This window comes from Mesorhizobium sp. WSM4837 (assembly GCF_055811435.1).
The window spans coordinates 1-16,357 of sequence record NZ_JBVVQE010000105.1 but is presented as its reverse complement, the minus strand read 5'-3'; the positions used below and the strand labels follow the sequence as shown (position 1 = coordinate 16,357).

The following is a 16,357-nucleotide window of genomic DNA, read 5'->3' as shown; positions in this document are numbered from 1 at the left end:
TTTTCTCCCCCCCCCCCCAACCCCCGCCGCGTTTCCGGGGGCGCGGCATCCCCTCGCGCGCGCCGCACCACCGCGCGCCGGGCAGCCCCGCGGGGGCGCGGGGGGCCGGGCGCCGGCCGGCCGCCGCCTGATGCCTCGTCGGGGCCATGACCGGCCACCGTTGTTTAGCCCCCTGGCATATGCGACGGGACCGTCTGGCTCATAGGCTGTGCCAATGCCGGCGGCATAGTTCGAGGCATAGCGCATGACCCCGGAAACCAATCTTCGGTTCCGGAAAGGATCATGCGCAAGCAAGAAAGTGTTAGAGCGTCCTTTGCGCGTCCAAGTGGACGCGCGGCGCTCTAAGGGGGACGAAGCGGACGATGGTGGACCAACCACCTGGTGGACCAACCACCGCCGCCCGCTTCGCAGCTAAAGGTGGAGTGCCTCCCATGTCAGTGGCTGTTGAGAAGCCGGATACGCCCTCGGACCAGCGTTCGCGGCGTTCCGGCGGGCGCGAAGCGCGTCGCGCCATGCGGGCAGCACCCCTTGCCGACGATATCAAGCCGGTGCGCGCCGGCCTTGAAGGCGGAAGCTACGGACCGCTCAGCGAAAACGACCGCGAGCGCATTCACGAAGCGGTGCTGACGCTGCTTGAGACGGTCGGCTTCGCCAATGCCATCCCCTCCTGCATCGAGGCGCTGACCGAGGCCGGCGCCACGCTCGGCGAGGACGGCCGCATCCGTTTTCCGCGCGCGCTCGTCCTCGACACCATCAAGAAAGCGGCGCGCCATTTCACCCTGCATGGCCAGGATCCCAAGCACGACATGCTGATCCAGGGCAAGCGCGTGCATTACGGCACGGCGGGCGCCGCGGTGCATCTGGTCGACGTCGAGAAGCGCTGTTATCGCGAGTCGCTGCTGCAGGACATCTATGACGCCGCCCGCATCGTCGAAGGGCTCGACAACATCCATTTCTTCCAGCGGCCGATGGTGCCGCGCGACATCCCCGATCCGCTCGATATGGATTTCAACACGCTTTACGCCTGCGTGATGGGCACGTCGAAGCATGTCGGCACATCCTTCACGGTGCGCGAGAACGTCAAGCCGGCGCTCGACATGCTTTATGCGATTGCCGGCGGCGAAGAGAATTTTCGCGCCCGGCCTTTCGTCTCCAATTCGAACTGTTTTGTCGTGCCGCCGATGAAGTTTGCCGAGGATGCCTGCGGCGTGCTCGAGGCCTGCGTCGAAGGCGGCATTCCGATCCTGCTGCTGTCGGCCGGCCAGGCGGGCGCCACGGCGCCGGCGGCGATCGCCGGTGCGGTGGTGCAAGCGGTGGCCGAGGTGCTCGCCGGCCTCGTCTATGTCAACGCCATCAAGCCTGGCCATCCGGCGATCTTCGGCACCTGGCCGTTCGTCTCCGACCTCAGGACCGGCGCCATGTCCGGCGGCTCGGCCGAGCAAGCGGTGCTGACCGCTGCCTGCGCCCAGATGGCGCAATTCTACGACCTGCCGGGCGGTTCGGCCGCCGGCATGACGGACTCGAAACTGCCCGACATTCAGTCCGGTTACGAAAAGGGCATCACCGATGTGATGGCCGGCCTTGCCGGCCTCAACCTCGTCTACGAATCGGCCGGCATGCACGCCTCGCTGCTCGGCTTTTGCCTGGAAAGCCTGATCATCGACAACGACATGCTCGGCCATTGCCTGCGCTGCGTTCGCGGCATCGAGGTGACCGATGAGTCGCTGTCGATAGACACCATCGCCGACGTTTGCCTGAAGGGGCCGGGTCATTACCTCGGCAACGAGCAGACACTGCGGCTGATGCAGACGGAATATTTCTATCCGGCGGTCGGCGACCGCTTTTCGCCGAAGGAATGGAACGAGAAAGGCAGGCCTGACATCCTGCAGCGGGCGATCATCGAGAAGAAACGCATCCTCGCCGAGCGCTTCCCGCGCCACGTGCCGAAGCCGGTCGACGACAAGTTGCGGGCCCGCTTCGGCAATCTGATCCAACTGCCGCGCAGCGGCATGGGCGGCTGAAGACGGTTCCCGTCAAAACGGTCAGAGCCTAATCCATCCCGACAAAATCGGGATGGGGCGCTACCTCTTTATTTGACCATGATCTTTTCCGAAAACCGGGCTCCACTTTTCGGGATCATGGTCTAGTCGGCGCTCAACCCGTAGCGGTCGACGACCTCGCCACTGATCAGCTTGGCATGCAGCGTCATCAGTATGATTTGCGCATCGAAGCTGTCGCCGGCCTCGAGTGCCGCCTCGAGCCGGCGCTCCGCATCCAGCCTATGTCGAAGGCCGTTGGATTGCTCGAATGCTTCCGGCCCGGCAATACAATAGCCAAGCAGCTGCGCCACCGGCGGGTAGGCTTGTGGCGGCGGCTCGTCGGGCCAGTGGTCCTTCATCAGATTGACGATGGTGAGCTTTGCTCCCTCCGGCACAAGGGCGGGATGAAGGTCAACGTCGCGTAACGCGGCGTCGAGTTGTCTGAGGTCGCCTGAACGGCCGAACATTCCAAGGAAGCCTAGGGAGGAACGTCGTCTCGCCATGATTTTCCTATCCGAATGCCCGAAACCGCAGCGAAGCGCCGTCCGCAGGCAGCCGCTAAAGCGCGTCGCATTTGATCCGGCCGCATGCGACGCGCTTTAGGTTGTTGTTTTATGCATGTCGTTATCGCAAAATCGCTGGACACGCTCGGGTCAGGCCCGAGGGCATGCTTTTGCGCGACATGCATTAACCACTCGCTGCCAGCAACAGAACACCGGCGAGGGCCGATCCCGCAAGCGTCGGCAGCATGCCGATCTTCAGCTTCAGAATGGCGATCATGGCAGCACATGACAGCAGCGCCGCGCGCCAGTCGATCGACGAGAGCACCGGCACGTCGGTTCCAAGCCCGACGTTGCGCACCTCGCCGAAGATGACGTGCAAGCCGAACCACAGAGCGAGATTCATGATGACGCCGACGACGGCGGCGGTGATCGCGCCCAGCGCCGCCGACAGCGCCTTGTTGTCGCGCAGGGATTCGATATAGGGCGCGCCGAGGAATATCCAGAAGAAGCAAGGCGTGAACGTCGCCCACAGGGTGAGCATCGCCCCTAGCGATCCGGCAAGCAGCGGGCTCAACGATCCGGATTGGCGGAACGCGGCCAGAAAGCCGACGAACTGCAGGACGAGTATGAGTGGACCCGGCGTGGTTTCGGCAAGCCCGAGGCCATCGACCATCTCACCGGGTGCGAGCCAGCCGAAGGACTCGACCGCTGCCTGCGCGACATAGGCAAGGACTGCGTAGGCGCCGCCGAAGGTGACGACCGCCATGACGCTGAAGAAGCCGCCGATCTGCGTCCACACGCTGGCGGATCCGGTGAACGCCCAGATCAGCAGCACCGGCCCGAGCCAGATCGGCAGCCAGATCGCGACGGTGCGCGGCGCATGCCATCGCGTCGGCCTGACGTGGGCCAGCTCGCCGCGCTCGAACATCAGGTCGACCGCGCCCTTGATGTCGGGAACCGCGTCCTTGCCGTGCGCCGCGCCGGAAAAAAGCGCCGGCGCAACACGATTGCCAATCCAGCCCGCCAGGCCGGCAAGCAGGACGATGAGCGGAAACGGCATGTTCAATGCATAGATGGCGATGAAGGCGGCGAGCGCGATCGAAACCATGACCCGGTTCTTCAGGGCACGACGTCCGATCCGGATCATCGCCTCGATCACGATGGCGAGCACGGCCGCCTTTACCCCGAAAAACAGTGCCTCGACGAGCGGAGCGTCGCCATACAGCGCATAGAGGATGCTCAAGGTGAGCATCACAAGCGCGCCCGGCGCGACGAACAGGATGCCGGCGACCAGGCCGCCGATCGTCCGGTGCAGCAGCCAGCCGATATAGATGGCGAGTTGCTGGGCTTCAGGGCCGGGCAGCAGCATGCAGTAGTTCAACGCATGCAGGAAACGTTGCTCGCCGATCCAACGCCGTTCCTCGACCAATTCCCTGTGCATGAGCGCGATCTGGCCGGCCGGCCCGCCGAAGCTGAGCAGGCCGATTTTCGCCCAGAGTTTTACGCCTTCACGGAAGCTTGGCGCAGCCGGCGCTTCGACGATCTCGGCCGTTTTTCCCAAAGCCCCCGTTTTGTCAGAAGCCCCCGTTTTGTCAGAAGCCGGGGCGCTCATGATGGCTTGCTCGCGCTTGGCCAATTGTGCGTCTCCTCGGTGGCATCGCGGCACCATCGGAAAAACGCGTCGTAGAGCAGCATGCCTGCCTCCAGCTGTTCCAGATCGTCGCGAAACATCCGCGACAGGCCAAGCGAGGCGGCCAGGAATCCGGCTGCCTGGGGAACCAAATCGAGGCGTGCGGTATCGGCGGCGCGCACGATCATGGCCAGGCGGTCGAGCGCCTCGGATTCGAGCCCGAACTCTTCGATCATCGTGTCGAAGGTGCAGCGTTCGTCCCGGTGAGTCCAGAACACATTGTCGATGTCGAAAGGCACGGCCTGAAAGCGGTCCGCAACGGCCGACACTTCGGCCGCCTCGACAAAGAGGAAGACCGCGCCCGAATCGATGAAGCGCCTGATCAGCCAGGGGCAGGCGATGCGATCGACCTTCGGGCGGCTCCGCGTCACCCACACGGTGCGGCCCCTTTCGTCGCGGGGCGGTATCTTGCCGGCATTGATCAAAGGCCCCTTGGCATCGCGCCAGGCCTCGAACCCGCCTTCGAGGGATTCGGCGGCAATGCCTTCATGCCGCAGCCATGCGGCCACGCCTTGCGAGAGCTTTTGCCCTCTTTGGCAGACGACCATCACTCGGCTGCCGGCGAATTCGGATGCCCAGGTCGAGACGGTTTTGAAATCACGCCGGTTTGAGGCCGGCAGCAGGCGCGGATCGGCGCTGTAATCCTCTTCGATGCGAACATCGATGATCGCGGGCGCGCCCGGCAGACCAATCAGACGGGACAGTTGCGATACGGTGATAGCGGTTGTCGACGGCATGGCGTCCACCTCCTTGAGAGAGAAGCTTGGACGCGAACGTTGGGCTGACGCCTCACGGGGTCGTCGCGATGCACCCCTTGCCATGATCGTGGATTTGTCGCGCCCGCTTGTCAAGCGCCATGCCTGGAGCAAAGGATGCTCTGGCTCCGGCGGGCGGCGGAGCCAGGACATGTTTGGGAGGAAACCCATGAAAAAGACCTATCACGGCAGCTGCCATTGCGGTGCAGTGCGTTTCGAAGCCGAAATCGACCTCGCTGAGGGCATCCGCAAATGCAATTGCAGCTTCTGCTGGAAACTCGGCTACCGGAAATCCTTCGCCGCCTATGAGGCAGTGCGGGTGACGGACGGCCGCGACCGGATGCGGGAGTACAAGGCGACGCCGTCGAACTGGCCGGAAGGCGACATCAACCACTATATGTGCCCGAACTGCGGCGCGAATTTTCTCTCGCGCGGCTATCTCGATTTCATGGGCGGGAATTTCTGGGCGGTGAACGTCGCCTGCCTCGACGACGTCACCCAAGAGGAACTCGCCGCAGCCCCAATCGTCTACGAGGACGGCAAGCACGACAGGCAGGACCAGACGCCTGAGATTGTTGGCTATTTATAGGCGCTTGGGTGCGGCTTGGCGCTCTTCCTTCTCCCCTTGTGGGAGAAGGTGGATCGGCGCGCAGCGACGAGCCGGATGAGGGGTGCTGGACGGAGTGCGTCGGTGCCAAGCTGGAGCACCCCTCATCCGTCGCCTTCGGCGACACCTCCCACAAGGGGAGAAGGCAAAGAAAGACGCGTTCAGTGATTGTCCCGCGGCACGCCTGCGGTGTGCGCCACATCCTGGTATTTCACCGCGGGCTTCAGCACCATTCCTTCGGAGAACTGGTCGACCATGCCGCGCTGGATCTCCTGCCATGGGGTCTGGTGCTTGGGGTAGCGATAGCCGCCACTGTTCTGCAGCTCGGCGCGCCGGCGCGTAATCTCGTCATCGGTGACGAGAATGTCGGCAGTGCCCTTGCGCAGGTCGATGCGGACGCGGTCGCCGGTCTTCAACAGCGCCAGCCCGCCGCCTATGGCGGCTTCGGGCGAGGCGTTGAGGATCGACGGCGAGCCCGACGTGCCTGACTGGCGGCCGTCGCCGATGCAGGCCAGCGCATGGATGCCCTTCTTGATGAGATGGGCCGGCGGCTGCATGTTGACGACTTCGGCGCCGCCGGGATAACCGATCGGGCCGGCGCCACGCATGAACAGGATGGTGTGCTCGTCGATGCCTTGCGCCGGGTCGTCGATGCGGGCGTGGTAGTCCTCTGGCCCGTCGAAGACCATGGCGTTGCCCTCGAAGGCCTCGGGGTCGTTCGGGTTCGACAGATAGCGCTCGCGGAATTCGGGCGAGATGCCGCTGGTCTTCATGATCGCCGAATCGAACAGATTACCCCTAAGATTGATGAAACCGGCATTGTCCTTCAGCGGCTCGGCGACGGTGCGGATAACATCGAGATTCTCGTTGACGGCCGCGCTGCAATTGGCGCCGATCGTCTTGCCGTTGACCGTCATGGCGTCGGGATGAGGCAACAGCCCGGCCTTCATCAGTTCGGCCACCACCGCCGGCACACCGCCGGCATGGTGATAGTCCTCGCCGAGATACTCGCCCGACGGCTGCAGGTTGACAATGAGCGGTATCTGGAGGCCGACCGTCTGCCAATCGTCATTGTCGAGCGGCACGCCGAGATGGCGGGCGATGGCGTTGAGGTGGATCGGCGCGTTGGTCGAGCCGCCGATGGCCGAGTTGACGACGATGGCGTTCTCGAAGGCCTGGCGGGTCATGACGTCTGAGGGTTTCAAGTCCTCATGCACCATGTCGACGATGCGCTTTCCCGTCTCATAGGCGATCTGGCCGCGCTCGCGGTAGGGCGCCGGAATGGCGGCCGAGCCCGGCAGCTGCATGCCGAGGGCCTCGGCCAGCGAGTTCATGGTGGTGGCGGTGCCCATGGTGTTGCAATAGCCGGTGGACGGCGCCGAAGAGGCGACGATGTCCATGAACTCGTCATAGCCGATCTCGCCGGCCGACAGGCGCTGGCGCGATTCCCAGACGATGGTGCCGGAGCCGGTGCGCTTGCCCTTGTGCCAGCCGTTGAGCATCGGGCCGACCGACAGCGCGATAGCCGGAATGTTGACGGTGGCGGCGGCCATCAGCAGGGCCGGCGTCGTCTTGTCGCAGCCGATGGTGAGCACGACGCCGTCGAGCGGATAGCCGTAGAGCACCTCGACCAGGCCGAGATAGGCGAGGTTGCGGTCGAGTGCGGCGGTCGGGCGTTTGCCCGTCTCCTGGATCGGGTGGCACGGGAACTCGAAAGGGATGCCGCCCATCGAGACGATGCCCTCACGCACGCGCTTGGCCAGTTCGAGATGATGGCGGTTGCAGGGCGACAGATCCGAGCCGGTCTGGGCGATGCCGATCAGCGGCTTGCCCGACATCAGTTCGGCACGCGTCAGCCCGTAATTCAGGTAGCGCTCGAGGTAAAGCGCCGTCATCCCCGGATTGTCCGGATTGTCGAACCACTCCTGCGAGCGAAATTTCTTTTTCTGCGTGGGGGCGCCGGCCATCATGGTCTCCGTATTTGTATGACAAATCGATATGACAACGCGCGAGAGCAGGCAAGAGGCACGCGCCATCCGATTCCGGACTTTGGTGCGATAGACATGTGTTTACCCCCACGCTAGACCGGATCGGGGTTTGTCAATTCGTATCCGGGAGATTTTGATGGCTTTGGTTATCGAAGGCGAGGAACGCATCGCCGCACCCTTGCAAAAGGTGTGGGAGGCGCTGAACGACCCGGACGTTCTGAGGCAGACCATTCCGGGCTGCCAGAGCCTCGAAAAGAAGTCGGACACCGAGATGGCGGCGACCGTGGTGGTCAAGATCGGCCCGATCAAGGCGACGTTCAACGGCGAGGTGACGCTCAGGAATCTCAACCCGCCGCATTCCTACACCATCCAGGGCGAGGGCAAGGGCGGCATCGCCGGCTTCGCCAAAGGCGGCGCCGATGTGACGCTGACCGCCGATGGCCCGGAGGCGACGATTCTCAGATATGCGGCCAAGGCCGATGTCGGCGGCAAGATCGCCCAGCTCGGCAGCCGTCTGATCGAATCGACATCGAAGAAACTGGCCGGACAGTTTTTTTCGAGCTTTGGCGACAAGGTGGGCGGCTCCCCTCGCCCTTGAGGGGAGGGTGCCGCGCGAAGCGGGCGGGAGGGGTCGCCTCAACCGCCTCGACCTACAACTGGCGTTGACCAAGAAAGGTGGAGTGCGTCGCCACCGACCCCACCCGGCCCTGCGGGCCACCCTCCCCTCAAGGGGGAGGATCACTCAAACACGATGTTCGGCACGGCGGCTTCGGCCGCGCCGCGTTCTTCCTTGACCCTGCCCCAGACGTTCGCGGCGATGTCGCGGTAGATCTTGGCCTCGGCGCTGTCGGGCTTGGAGACCACCACCGGCGTGCCGGCATCCGAGCTTTCGCGGATGCCCATTTCGAGCGGCACTTCGCCGAGGAAGGAGACGCCGAGACGCTCGGCCTCGCGGCGCGCGCCGCCATGGCCGAAGATGTCGTAGCGCTTGCCGGTGTCGGGGGCGAGGAAATAGCTCATATTCTCGACGATGCCCAACACCGGCACGTCGACCTTCCTGAACATGTTGAGGCCTTTTCGCGCATCGATCAGGGCCAGATCCTGCGGCGTCGAGACGATGACGGCGCCGGCCAGCGGCACCTGCTGGGCCATGGTCAGCTGCGCGTCGCCGGTGCCGGGCGGCATGTCGACGACGAGCACGTCGAGCGGACCCCATTCGACCTCGCGCAACATTTGCGTCAATGCCGACATCACCATCGGCCCGCGCCAGATCATTGGCGTCTCCTCATCGACGAGGAAGCCCATCGACATCACCTTCAGGCCGTAATTCTCCATCGGCTTCAGGACCTTGCCGTCGACCGTCTGCGGCCGGCCATGGATGTTGAGCAGCCGCGGCATCGACGGGCCGTAGATGTCGGCGTCGAGCACGCCGACCCTCAGGCCGTTGGCGGCGAGGCCAAGCGCGATATTGACGGCAGTGGTCGACTTGCCGACGCCGCCCTTGCCGGAAGCGACAGCGATGATCGCCTCGATGCCGGGCACGCCGCGCTTGCCCTGACTGTGCGAGGCCGGAGCGTGCGGAGCCGGACGCGGCGCGGCAGCGGGTGCGGCCGGCGGTACGGGCCTGGTGGCAGGCCTTTGCGGAACCGGAGCCTCCATGCCGCCACCCTTCTTTTCCGCCGTCAGGGCGACCACGGCGCCGGCGACACCCGGGATCGCCTTGACGACACGCTCGGCGGCGGCACGCAGCGGCTCCATCTCCTGGGCCCGGGCAGCCGGCACGGTGATCGAAAAGAAAACCTTGGCATCGGCAATGAAAATCTCGGAGACCATGCCGAGGTCGACGATGTTGCCGGTGAAGTCCGGTCCGTTGACCGTCTTCAGGCGCTCGATGACGATTTCCTTGGTGACGTTTTCCTGGACGGCGGGCATCAGCTTTTCCTCTGCTTTTACGCCTGAGATAGTGCAGTTCCCGAACAGAACCAAGCGGCGGAACGACACGCACGGGCGTGGCTGCAAAGACTTGCGTCCGTTTGTCGGTCTTGCAGAGGACGAAACGTCTTTAGGGAAGAAGCACGCCGATCGCACAGGCTGCGTCGCCTGAAGACGAAGCAGCCCTATCTTTGCAGGCTTCGGACGTGCTCGCCCGCAAGCAAAGGAGACCAATCATGCTCGCAAACAGCAACGCAACGGCCAATCTCGCGGTGAAGGACCTGGCCAAGGCCAAGGCCTTCTATGAAGACGTTCTGGGGCTGACGGAGGTTCACAACGAGGGTGGCGAACTGATCGTCTACAAATGCGGCGACACCAGCATCAATGTCTATCGCTCGCAATTCGCCGGAACCAACAAGGCGACGGCGGTGACCTGGATGGTCGGCGACGAGATCGACACCATCGTCAAGGCGCTGAAATCGAAAGGCGTTGTCTTCGAGCACTACGAGATGCCGGGCCTGAAGCTGGAAGGCGACATCCATGTCGGCTACGGCATGAAGGTCGCATGGTTCAAGGATCCTGACGGCAACATTCTGAACTTGGTCGACAGCTAGGCCTGGACGGCGGCGAAGCTTCGGCCGCAATGAGGATTCGCCAGGCAAAAACAGCATGCATCTGGCGCAGCCTCACTCGGCCGGGTAGCGTCCGCTCATGATCGACAAGCTGGAATTCTTCATCGCGCTGGCCAGGGAGGAGCATTTCGGCCGGGCGGCGGAGGTGTGCGGCGTCACCCAGCCGACGCTTTCGGCCGGCATCAAGCAGCTGGAGGGCCAGCTCGGCGTGATGCTGGTTCTGCGCGGCTCGCGCTTCCAGGGGCTGACGCCGGAGGGAGAACAGGTGCTGGCGTGGGCGCGCCGCATCGTCGGCGATACCCGCACCATGCGCGAAGAGATGCGGGCGGCGCGTCACGGCCTTTCGGGGCGCATCCGCATCGCCGCCATCCCGACGGCGCTGGCCATGGTGGCGCGGCTGACGACGCCTTTTCGGGCAAAACATCCCGGCGTCACCTTCTCGGTGCTGTCGCGCACCTCGATCGAGGTGCTGTCGCTGCTCGGCAATTTCGACATCGACGCCGGCATCACCTATCTCGACAACGAGCCGCTGGGGCGGGTGACCAGCGTGCCGCTCTATGACGAGCGCTATCAGCTGATCACCGCGATCGGAAACCCCTATTCCGACCGCGACAAAGTGACATGGGCGGAGCTCAGCCAGCTGCCGCTCTGCCTGTTGACGCCGGACATGCAGAACCGCCGCATCATCGACCAGCATTTGGCCGAAGCCGGCACGCAGGTGCGGCCGACACTCGAATCCAATTCGATGATCGTGCTGTTCTCGCATATCCGTACCGGAAAATGGTCGTCGATCATGCCGCTCAACCTCTCGGAAACATTCGGCTTTTCCGAGCCGATCCGGGCCATTCCGATCGTCGAGCCGGACGCCAGCCACACCGTCGGGCTGGTGGCGACGCTGCGCGAGCCGCACACCCCGCTGGTCTCGGCGCTGCTGGACGAGGCAATGGCGCTGGCAGACGATTTCCGCGCCCGCCACTGAGCTAGAGATTGCAGGCTGGACGGCATCGATAGAAGATTTCTATCGAGCAACGGATCAGCTTTATTGATTTGGCGGGTTTCCTCCGATTTCCTAGGCACTTAGCGGATTACTACGACCAGGGAGGGCGCTGCATGATCATGCAGCCTGCAAGTACCGAGATCGCGTCGCGCACGGCGGCGATCGTTCAGGAGTTGAAGGGCCTCGAAGGCCCGCTGTTGCCGATCCTCCACGGCATCCAGGAAGAGTTTGGCCATGTGCCGCATGACGCGCTGCCGGTCATCGCCGAAGCGCTGAACATCTCCAAGGCGGAGGTGCACGGCGTCGTCACCTTCTACCACGATTACCGCAGCCGGCCGGCCGGCCGGCATGTGCTGAAGCTCTGCCAAGCCGAAGCCTGCCAATCGATGGGCTCGGACGCGATTGCCGCCAAGCTCAAGCAATTGCTGGGCATCGGCTTCCACGAGACGGCCCGCGACGGTTCGGTGACGCTAGAGCCGGTCTATTGCCTCGGCCTTTGCGCCTGCGCGCCATCGGCGATGCTGGACGGCGAGGTGATCGGCCGGCTCGATGACGAAAAACTCGACGAGATCGTAGCCGAGGTGCGCTCATGATCCCGCGCATCTATATTCCCGGCGATTCCGGCGCGCTGGCGCTCGGTGCGGAAAAGGTCGCCAAGGCGATTGAGAAGGAATTGGCCGATCGCGGCATCGAGGCCAAGATCGTGCGCAACGGTTCGCGCGGCGCCTATTTCCTCGAGCCGATGGTCGAGGTGGCGACAGAAAATGGCCGTGTCGCCTATGGGCCGGTGAAGCCATCCGATGTCAAAAGCCTGTTCGACAGCGGCTTCCTCACCGGCGGTCACCACAAGCGCTGGCTGGGCGCGCCCGACAAGATCCCGTTCCTGGCCAGGCAGACGCGCCTGACCTTCGCGCGCTGCGGCGTCATCAATCCGCTGTCGCTTGATCACTACAAGGCGCATGGCGGACTGAAGGGCCTGCAGAACGCCGTGGCGATGGCTCCGGCCGACATCGTCAAGCAGGTCACCGAGTCGGGCCTGCGGGGTCGCGGCGGCGCGGGCTTCCCGACCGGCATTAAATGGAAGACGGTGCTCGATACGATCGCCGACAAAAAGTACATCGTCTGCAATGCCGACGAGGGCGACAGCGCCACCTTCGCCGACCGCATGATCATGGAGGGCGATCCCTTCGTGCTGATCGAGGGAATGGCAATCGCCGGTGTCGCCACCGGGGCAACCAAGGGCTTTGTCTATATCCGCTCGGAGTATCCGCATGCGGTGGCGATGATGCAAAAGGCGGTCGAGGCCGCCCGCAAGGCCGGCCTGCTCGGCCTCAACGTGCTGGGCTCGCCCCACGCCTTCGACATGGAAATCCGCATCGGCGCCGGCGCCTATGTCTGCGGCGAGGAAACCTCGCTGCTCAACAGCCTCGAAGGCAAGCGCGGCGTCGTTCGCGCCAAGCCGCCACTGCCGGCCATCCAGGGCCTGTTCGGCAAGCCGACGGTGATCAACAACGTCATCTCGCTGGCCTCGGTGCCTGTCATCATGGACAAGGGTGCTGCCTTCTACAAGGATTTCGGCATGGGCCGCTCGCGCGGCACCATTCCGATCCAGATCGCCGGCAATGTCAGATATGGCGGCCTTTTCGAGGCGGCGTTCGGCATGACGCTTGGCGAGATCGTCGACGACATCGGCGGCGGCACGGCGACTGGACGGCCGGTCAAAGCGGTGCAGGTCGGCGGCCCTCTGGGTGCCTACTTCCCACGCTCCCTGTTCGACACGCCCTTCGACTACGAAGCCTTCGCCGCCAAGGACGGGCTGATCGGCCACGCCGGCATCACCGTCTTCGACGACACCGCCGACATGCTGAAGCAGGCGCGCTTCGCCATGGAGTTCTGCGCCATCGAGAGCTGCGGCAAGTGCACGCCCTGCCGCATCGGCTCGACACGCGGCGTCGAGACGATCGACAAGATCGCCAGGGGTAGCGAGCCGGAAAAGCAGATCGAGCTGGTGACGGACCTCTGTAACACGATGAAGTTCGGTTCGCTCTGCGCGCTGGGTGGCTTCACGCCTTATCCGGTGATGAGCGCAATCAACCACTTCCGCGAAGATTTCAAGCCGGCGCCAGTCGCCGAAGCAGCAGAATAGGAACCTCGCGATGGGTCTCATTCAGGAAATCGACTACGGCACGCCGGCCTCGACGTCCGAGAAGCAGGTGACGCTGACCGTCGACGGCTTCACCGTCACCGTGCCGGAAGGCACATCCATCATGCGCGCCTCGATGGAGGCCGGCATTGCCATCCCGAAACTTTGCGCCACCGATATGGTCGACGCCTTCGGCTCCTGCCGGCTCTGCCTGGTCGAGATCGACGGCCGCAACGGCACGCCCTCCTCCTGCACGACGCCGGTGGCGCCGGGCATGGTCGTGCACACCCAGACCGGTCGGCTGAAGGACATCCGCCGCGGCGTGATGGAGCTCTACATCTCCGACCATCCGCTCGACTGCCTGACCTGTGCGGCCAATGGCGACTGCGAATTGCAGACGCAGGCCGGCGTCGTCGGCCTGCGCGACGTGCGCTACGGCTATGAGGGCGACAACCACGTCTTCAAGAAGAACGACGGCGCCGAAAACTTCAAATGGATGGCGAAGGACGAGTCCAACCCATACTTCACCTATGATCCATCGAAATGCATCGTCTGCTCGCGCTGTGTGCGCGCCTGCGAGGAGGTGCAAGGCACATTCGCGCTGACCATCGAGGGCCGCGGCTTCGAAAGCCGTGTGTCGCCCGGCATGCACCAGCTTTTCATCGACAGCGAGTGCGTGTCCTGCGGCGCCTGTGTGCAGGCCTGCCCGACGGCGACGCTTTCCGAGAAATCGGTGATCAAGATCGGCCAGCCCGAGCATTCGGTCGTCACCACCTGCGCCTATTGCGGCGTCGGCTGCTCGTTCAAGGCCGAAATGCGCGGCGACGAGCTGGTGCGCATGGTGCCCTACAAGGACGGCAAGGCGAACCGTGGCCATAGCTGCGTCAAGGGCCGTTTTGCCTACGGCTACTCGACCCACAAGGAGCGCATCCTCAATCCGATGATCCGCGAAAAGGTCACCGATCCATGGCGCGAGGTGTCGTGGGAGGAAGCGCTGACCCACACCGCCAACGAGTTCCGCCGCATCCAGTACCAGTATGGCCGCACCTCGATCGGCGGCATCACCTCGTCGCGCTGCACGAATGAGGAAACCTATCTGGTGCAGAAGCTGATCCGCCAGGGTTTCCGCAACAACAATGTCGATACCTGCGCCCGCGTCTGCCATTCGCCGACCGGCTATGGCCTTGGCCAGACTTTCGGCACCTCGGCAGGCACGCAGGATTTCGACTCGATCGAGCAGACCGATGTGGTGATGATCATCGGCGCCAATCCGACCGACGCACATCCGGTGTTTGCTTCGCGCATGAAGAAGCGGTTGCGCAAGGGCGCCAAGCTGATTGTGCTCGACCCGCGCCGCACCGACATCGTGCGCTCGGCTCATATCGAGGCGCAGCATCATCTGCCGCTGAAGCCGGGCACCAATGTCGCCGTGGTCACCGCGCTTGCCCATGTCATCGTCACCGAAGGCCTGTTCGACGAGGCCTTCATCCGCGAACGCTGCGACTGGGACGAGTTCCAGGATTGGGCGTCGTTCGTGGCGCTACCGGAAAACAGCCCTGAGGTGGTCAGCCAGCTCGCCAATGTCGATCCTGAAGAGATCCGCAGCGCCGCAAGGCTGTTTGCCGCCGGCGGCAATGGCGCGATCTATTACGGCCTCGGCGTGACCGAGCACAGCCAGGGCTCGACCACCGTCATCGCCATCGCCAATCTCGCCATGGCGACCGGCAATATCGGCCGGCCGGGCGTCGGCGTGAACCCGCTGCGCGGGCAGAACAATGTCCAGGGCTCTTGCGACATGGGCTCGTTCCCGCATGAGCTGCCCGGCTATCGCCACGTCTCCGGCGACGCGGTACGCGATATCTATGAAAGCCTGTGGGGGGTCAAACTCGACGACGAGCCCGGCCTGCGCATCCCCAACATGCTGGACGCCGCCGTCGACGGCTCGTTCAAGGGCCTCTATGTGCAGGGCGAGGACATTTTGCAGTCGGATCCCGACACCAAGCATGTCGCCGCAGGCCTTGCGGCCATGGAATGCGTGGTCGTCCACGATCTCTTCCTCAACGAGACCGCCAACTACGCGCATGTCTTCCTGCCCGGCTCGACCTTCCTCGAAAAGGACGGCACCTTCACCAATGCCGAGCGCCGCATCAACCGCGTGCGCAAGGTGATGGCGCCGCGCAACGGCTTTGCCGACTGGGAAGTGACGCAGAAGCTCGCACAGGCGATGGGGCTTGCCTGGAATTACCAGCATCCGTCCGAAATCATGGACGAGATTGCGAAGACGACGCCGAGCTTCGCCAAGGTTTCCTACGGTTATCTGGAAAGGATGGGCTCGGTGCAGTGGCCGTGCGACGAGCAGGCGCCGGAAGGCACGCCGATCATGCATATCAGCGGCTTCGTGCGCGGCAAGGGCAAATTCATCCGCACCGAATATGTGGCGACCGACGAGAGGACGGGACCGCGCTTCCCGCTGCTGCTGACAACCGGCCGCATCCTATCGCAGTACAATGTCGGCGCGCAGACCAGGCGTACCGACAATGTCATGTGGCACAGCGAGGACCGTCTCGAGATCCACCCGCATGACGCCGAAAACCGAGGTTTGCGCGACGGCGACTGGGTCCGCCTGACCAGCCGCTCCGGCGAGACGACGCTGCGCGCGCTGATCACCGACAAGGTGTCGCCTGGCGTGGTCTATACGACGTTCCACCACCCCGACACGCAGGCCAACGTCATCACCACCGACTTCTCCGACTGGGCGACCAACTGCCCGGAATACAAGGTGACGGCGGTGCAGGTCGGCGCGTCCAACGGGCCGTCGGGATGGCAGCTCGACTATGACGAGCAGGCCCGCAACAGCCGTCGCATCGCGACGCTGGAAGCAGCGGAGTAATCGTGCCGAGGCATTCGACCGAAAGCGCTTCAATCTTGACGGTTGGTCGACCCCCCCCCCCCGCCGCGGGGGGGGCCCCCCCCCCCCCCGCCGCCCCCCCCCGCCCCCCCCGCGGCGGGGCCCCCCCCCCCCCCCCGCCGCGGCCCCCCCCCCCCCCCCCCCCCCCCCCCCACCCCACAGA

The 16,357-nt window shown here is 64.2% G+C and carries 13 protein-coding genes; 8 read left to right on the top strand and 5 right to left on the bottom strand.

Translation table 11 applies throughout. The features are described 5' to 3' along the window. Nucleotides 1-431: 431 nt before the first annotated feature. On the top strand, nucleotides 432-2,021 hold the full coding sequence (locus AC0L3D_RS34070) for a trimethylamine methyltransferase family protein (RefSeq protein WP_287174118.1): 1,590 nt from the start codon (nucleotides 432-434) through the stop codon (nucleotides 2,019-2,021). Between the two features lie 122 nt (nucleotides 2,022-2,143). On the opposite strand, the gene AC0L3D_RS34065 is transcribed toward AC0L3D_RS34070, so the two are convergent. From AC0L3D_RS34065 to AC0L3D_RS34055, 3 genes are all read right to left on the bottom strand, one after another. Continuing rightward, nucleotides 2,144-2,542: a hypothetical protein gene (locus AC0L3D_RS34065; protein ID WP_287066908.1), complete on the bottom strand. Its 399-nt coding sequence runs from the start codon at nucleotides 2,540-2,542 to the stop codon at nucleotides 2,144-2,146. A gap of 184 nt (nucleotides 2,543-2,726) precedes the next feature. Then, on the bottom strand, nucleotides 2,727-4,154 hold the full coding sequence (gene chrA, locus AC0L3D_RS34060) for a chromate efflux transporter (RefSeq protein ID WP_084833904.1): 1,428 nt from the start codon (nucleotides 4,152-4,154) through the stop codon (nucleotides 2,727-2,729). Next, nucleotides 4,151-4,969 (bottom strand): chromate resistance protein ChrB domain-containing protein, encoded by an 819-nt coding sequence (locus tag AC0L3D_RS34055; RefSeq protein ID WP_473628998.1) that lies wholly within the window; start codon nucleotides 4,967-4,969, stop codon nucleotides 4,151-4,153. The genes chrA and AC0L3D_RS34055 overlap by 4 nt, the downstream gene beginning before the upstream one ends. Before the next feature lie 187 nt (nucleotides 4,970-5,156). Between AC0L3D_RS34055 and AC0L3D_RS34050 the strand changes: the two genes are divergently transcribed. Further along, on the top strand, nucleotides 5,157-5,576 hold the full coding sequence (locus AC0L3D_RS34050) for a GFA family protein (RefSeq protein ID WP_473647277.1): 420 nt from the start codon (nucleotides 5,157-5,159) through the stop codon (nucleotides 5,574-5,576). 179 nt (nucleotides 5,577-5,755) lie between these two features. Here AC0L3D_RS34050 and AC0L3D_RS34045 read toward each other — a convergent pair whose 3' ends face one another. Then, nucleotides 5,756-7,561, bottom strand: a complete 1,806-nt coding sequence (locus AC0L3D_RS34045; protein ID WP_128174072.1) for an IlvD/Edd family dehydratase — start codon at nucleotides 7,559-7,561, stop codon at nucleotides 5,756-5,758. 157 nt (nucleotides 7,562-7,718) lie between these two features. Between AC0L3D_RS34045 and AC0L3D_RS34040 the strand changes: the two genes are divergently transcribed. Further along, nucleotides 7,719-8,180: an SRPBCC family protein gene (locus tag AC0L3D_RS34040; protein WP_473628999.1), complete on the top strand. Its 462-nt coding sequence runs from the start codon at nucleotides 7,719-7,721 to the stop codon at nucleotides 8,178-8,180. Between the two features lie 140 nt (nucleotides 8,181-8,320). On the opposite strand, the gene AC0L3D_RS34035 is transcribed toward AC0L3D_RS34040, so the two are convergent. Then, nucleotides 8,321-9,514, bottom strand: a complete 1,194-nt coding sequence (locus tag AC0L3D_RS34035) for an Mrp/NBP35 family ATP-binding protein (RefSeq protein WP_128168292.1) — start codon at nucleotides 9,512-9,514, stop codon at nucleotides 8,321-8,323. 236 nt (nucleotides 9,515-9,750) lie between these two features. Between AC0L3D_RS34035 and AC0L3D_RS34030 the strand changes: the two genes are divergently transcribed. The 5 genes from AC0L3D_RS34030 to fdhF all read left to right on the top strand — a co-directional run bounded on the left by AC0L3D_RS34030 (nucleotide 9,751) and on the right by fdhF (nucleotide 16,176). Next, complete coding sequence (locus tag AC0L3D_RS34030; protein ID WP_023802882.1) at nucleotides 9,751-10,128, top strand: VOC family protein; 378 nt, start codon at nucleotides 9,751-9,753, stop codon at nucleotides 10,126-10,128. A 97-nt stretch (nucleotides 10,129-10,225) separates the two neighbouring features. Further along, nucleotides 10,226-11,125: a LysR family transcriptional regulator gene (locus tag AC0L3D_RS34025; RefSeq protein ID WP_027151624.1), complete on the top strand. Its 900-nt coding sequence runs from the start codon at nucleotides 10,226-10,228 to the stop codon at nucleotides 11,123-11,125. 131 nt (nucleotides 11,126-11,256) lie between these two features. Beyond that, nucleotides 11,257-11,736: a formate dehydrogenase subunit gamma gene (locus AC0L3D_RS34020; RefSeq protein ID WP_077377054.1), complete on the top strand. Its 480-nt coding sequence runs from the start codon at nucleotides 11,257-11,259 to the stop codon at nucleotides 11,734-11,736. Then, on the top strand, nucleotides 11,733-13,289 hold the full coding sequence (locus tag AC0L3D_RS34015) for a formate dehydrogenase beta subunit (protein WP_473629001.1): 1,557 nt from the start codon (nucleotides 11,733-11,735) through the stop codon (nucleotides 13,287-13,289). The genes AC0L3D_RS34020 and AC0L3D_RS34015 overlap by 4 nt, the downstream gene beginning before the upstream one ends. A gap of 10 nt (nucleotides 13,290-13,299) precedes the next feature. Continuing rightward, nucleotides 13,300-16,176 (top strand): formate dehydrogenase subunit alpha, encoded by a 2,877-nt coding sequence (fdhF, locus tag AC0L3D_RS34010; RefSeq protein WP_473629002.1) that lies wholly within the window; start codon nucleotides 13,300-13,302, stop codon nucleotides 16,174-16,176. Nucleotides 16,177-16,357 lie beyond the last annotated feature (181 nt).

What these genes read in the sequence shown, in the direction of transcription:
- AC0L3D_RS34065 (WP_287066908.1), bottom strand. Translation starts at nt 2,542, where the DNA reads ATGGCGAGACGACGTTCCTCCCTAGGCTTCCTTGGAATGTTCGGCCGT.
- AC0L3D_RS34045 (WP_128174072.1), bottom strand. Translation starts at nt 7,561, where the DNA reads ATGGCCGGCGCCCCCACGCAGAAAAAGAAATTTCGCTCGCAGGAGTGG.
- AC0L3D_RS34035 (WP_128168292.1), bottom strand. Translation starts at nt 9,514, where the DNA reads ATGCCCGCCGTCCAGGAAAACGTCACCAAGGAAATCGTCATCGAGCGC.
- AC0L3D_RS34050 (WP_473647277.1), top strand. Translation starts at nt 5,157, where the DNA reads ATGAAAAAGACCTATCACGGCAGCTGCCATTGCGGTGCAGTGCGTTTC.
- AC0L3D_RS34025 (WP_027151624.1), top strand. Translation starts at nt 10,226, where the DNA reads ATGATCGACAAGCTGGAATTCTTCATCGCGCTGGCCAGGGAGGAGCAT.
- AC0L3D_RS34055 (WP_473628998.1), bottom strand. Translation starts at nt 4,969, where the DNA reads ATGCCGTCGACAACCGCTATCACCGTATCGCAACTGTCCCGTCTGATT.
- AC0L3D_RS34015 (WP_473629001.1), top strand. Translation starts at nt 11,733, where the DNA reads ATGATCCCGCGCATCTATATTCCCGGCGATTCCGGCGCGCTGGCGCTC.
- fdhF (WP_473629002.1), top strand. Translation starts at nt 13,300, where the DNA reads ATGGGTCTCATTCAGGAAATCGACTACGGCACGCCGGCCTCGACGTCC.
- AC0L3D_RS34070 (WP_287174118.1), top strand. Translation starts at nt 432, where the DNA reads ATGTCAGTGGCTGTTGAGAAGCCGGATACGCCCTCGGACCAGCGTTCG.
- AC0L3D_RS34020 (WP_077377054.1), top strand. Translation starts at nt 11,257, where the DNA reads ATGATCATGCAGCCTGCAAGTACCGAGATCGCGTCGCGCACGGCGGCG.
- chrA (WP_084833904.1), bottom strand. Translation starts at nt 4,154, where the DNA reads ATGAGCGCCCCGGCTTCTGACAAAACGGGGGCTTCTGACAAAACGGGG.
- AC0L3D_RS34030 (WP_023802882.1), top strand. Translation starts at nt 9,751, where the DNA reads ATGCTCGCAAACAGCAACGCAACGGCCAATCTCGCGGTGAAGGACCTG.
- AC0L3D_RS34040 (WP_473628999.1), top strand. Translation starts at nt 7,719, where the DNA reads ATGGCTTTGGTTATCGAAGGCGAGGAACGCATCGCCGCACCCTTGCAA.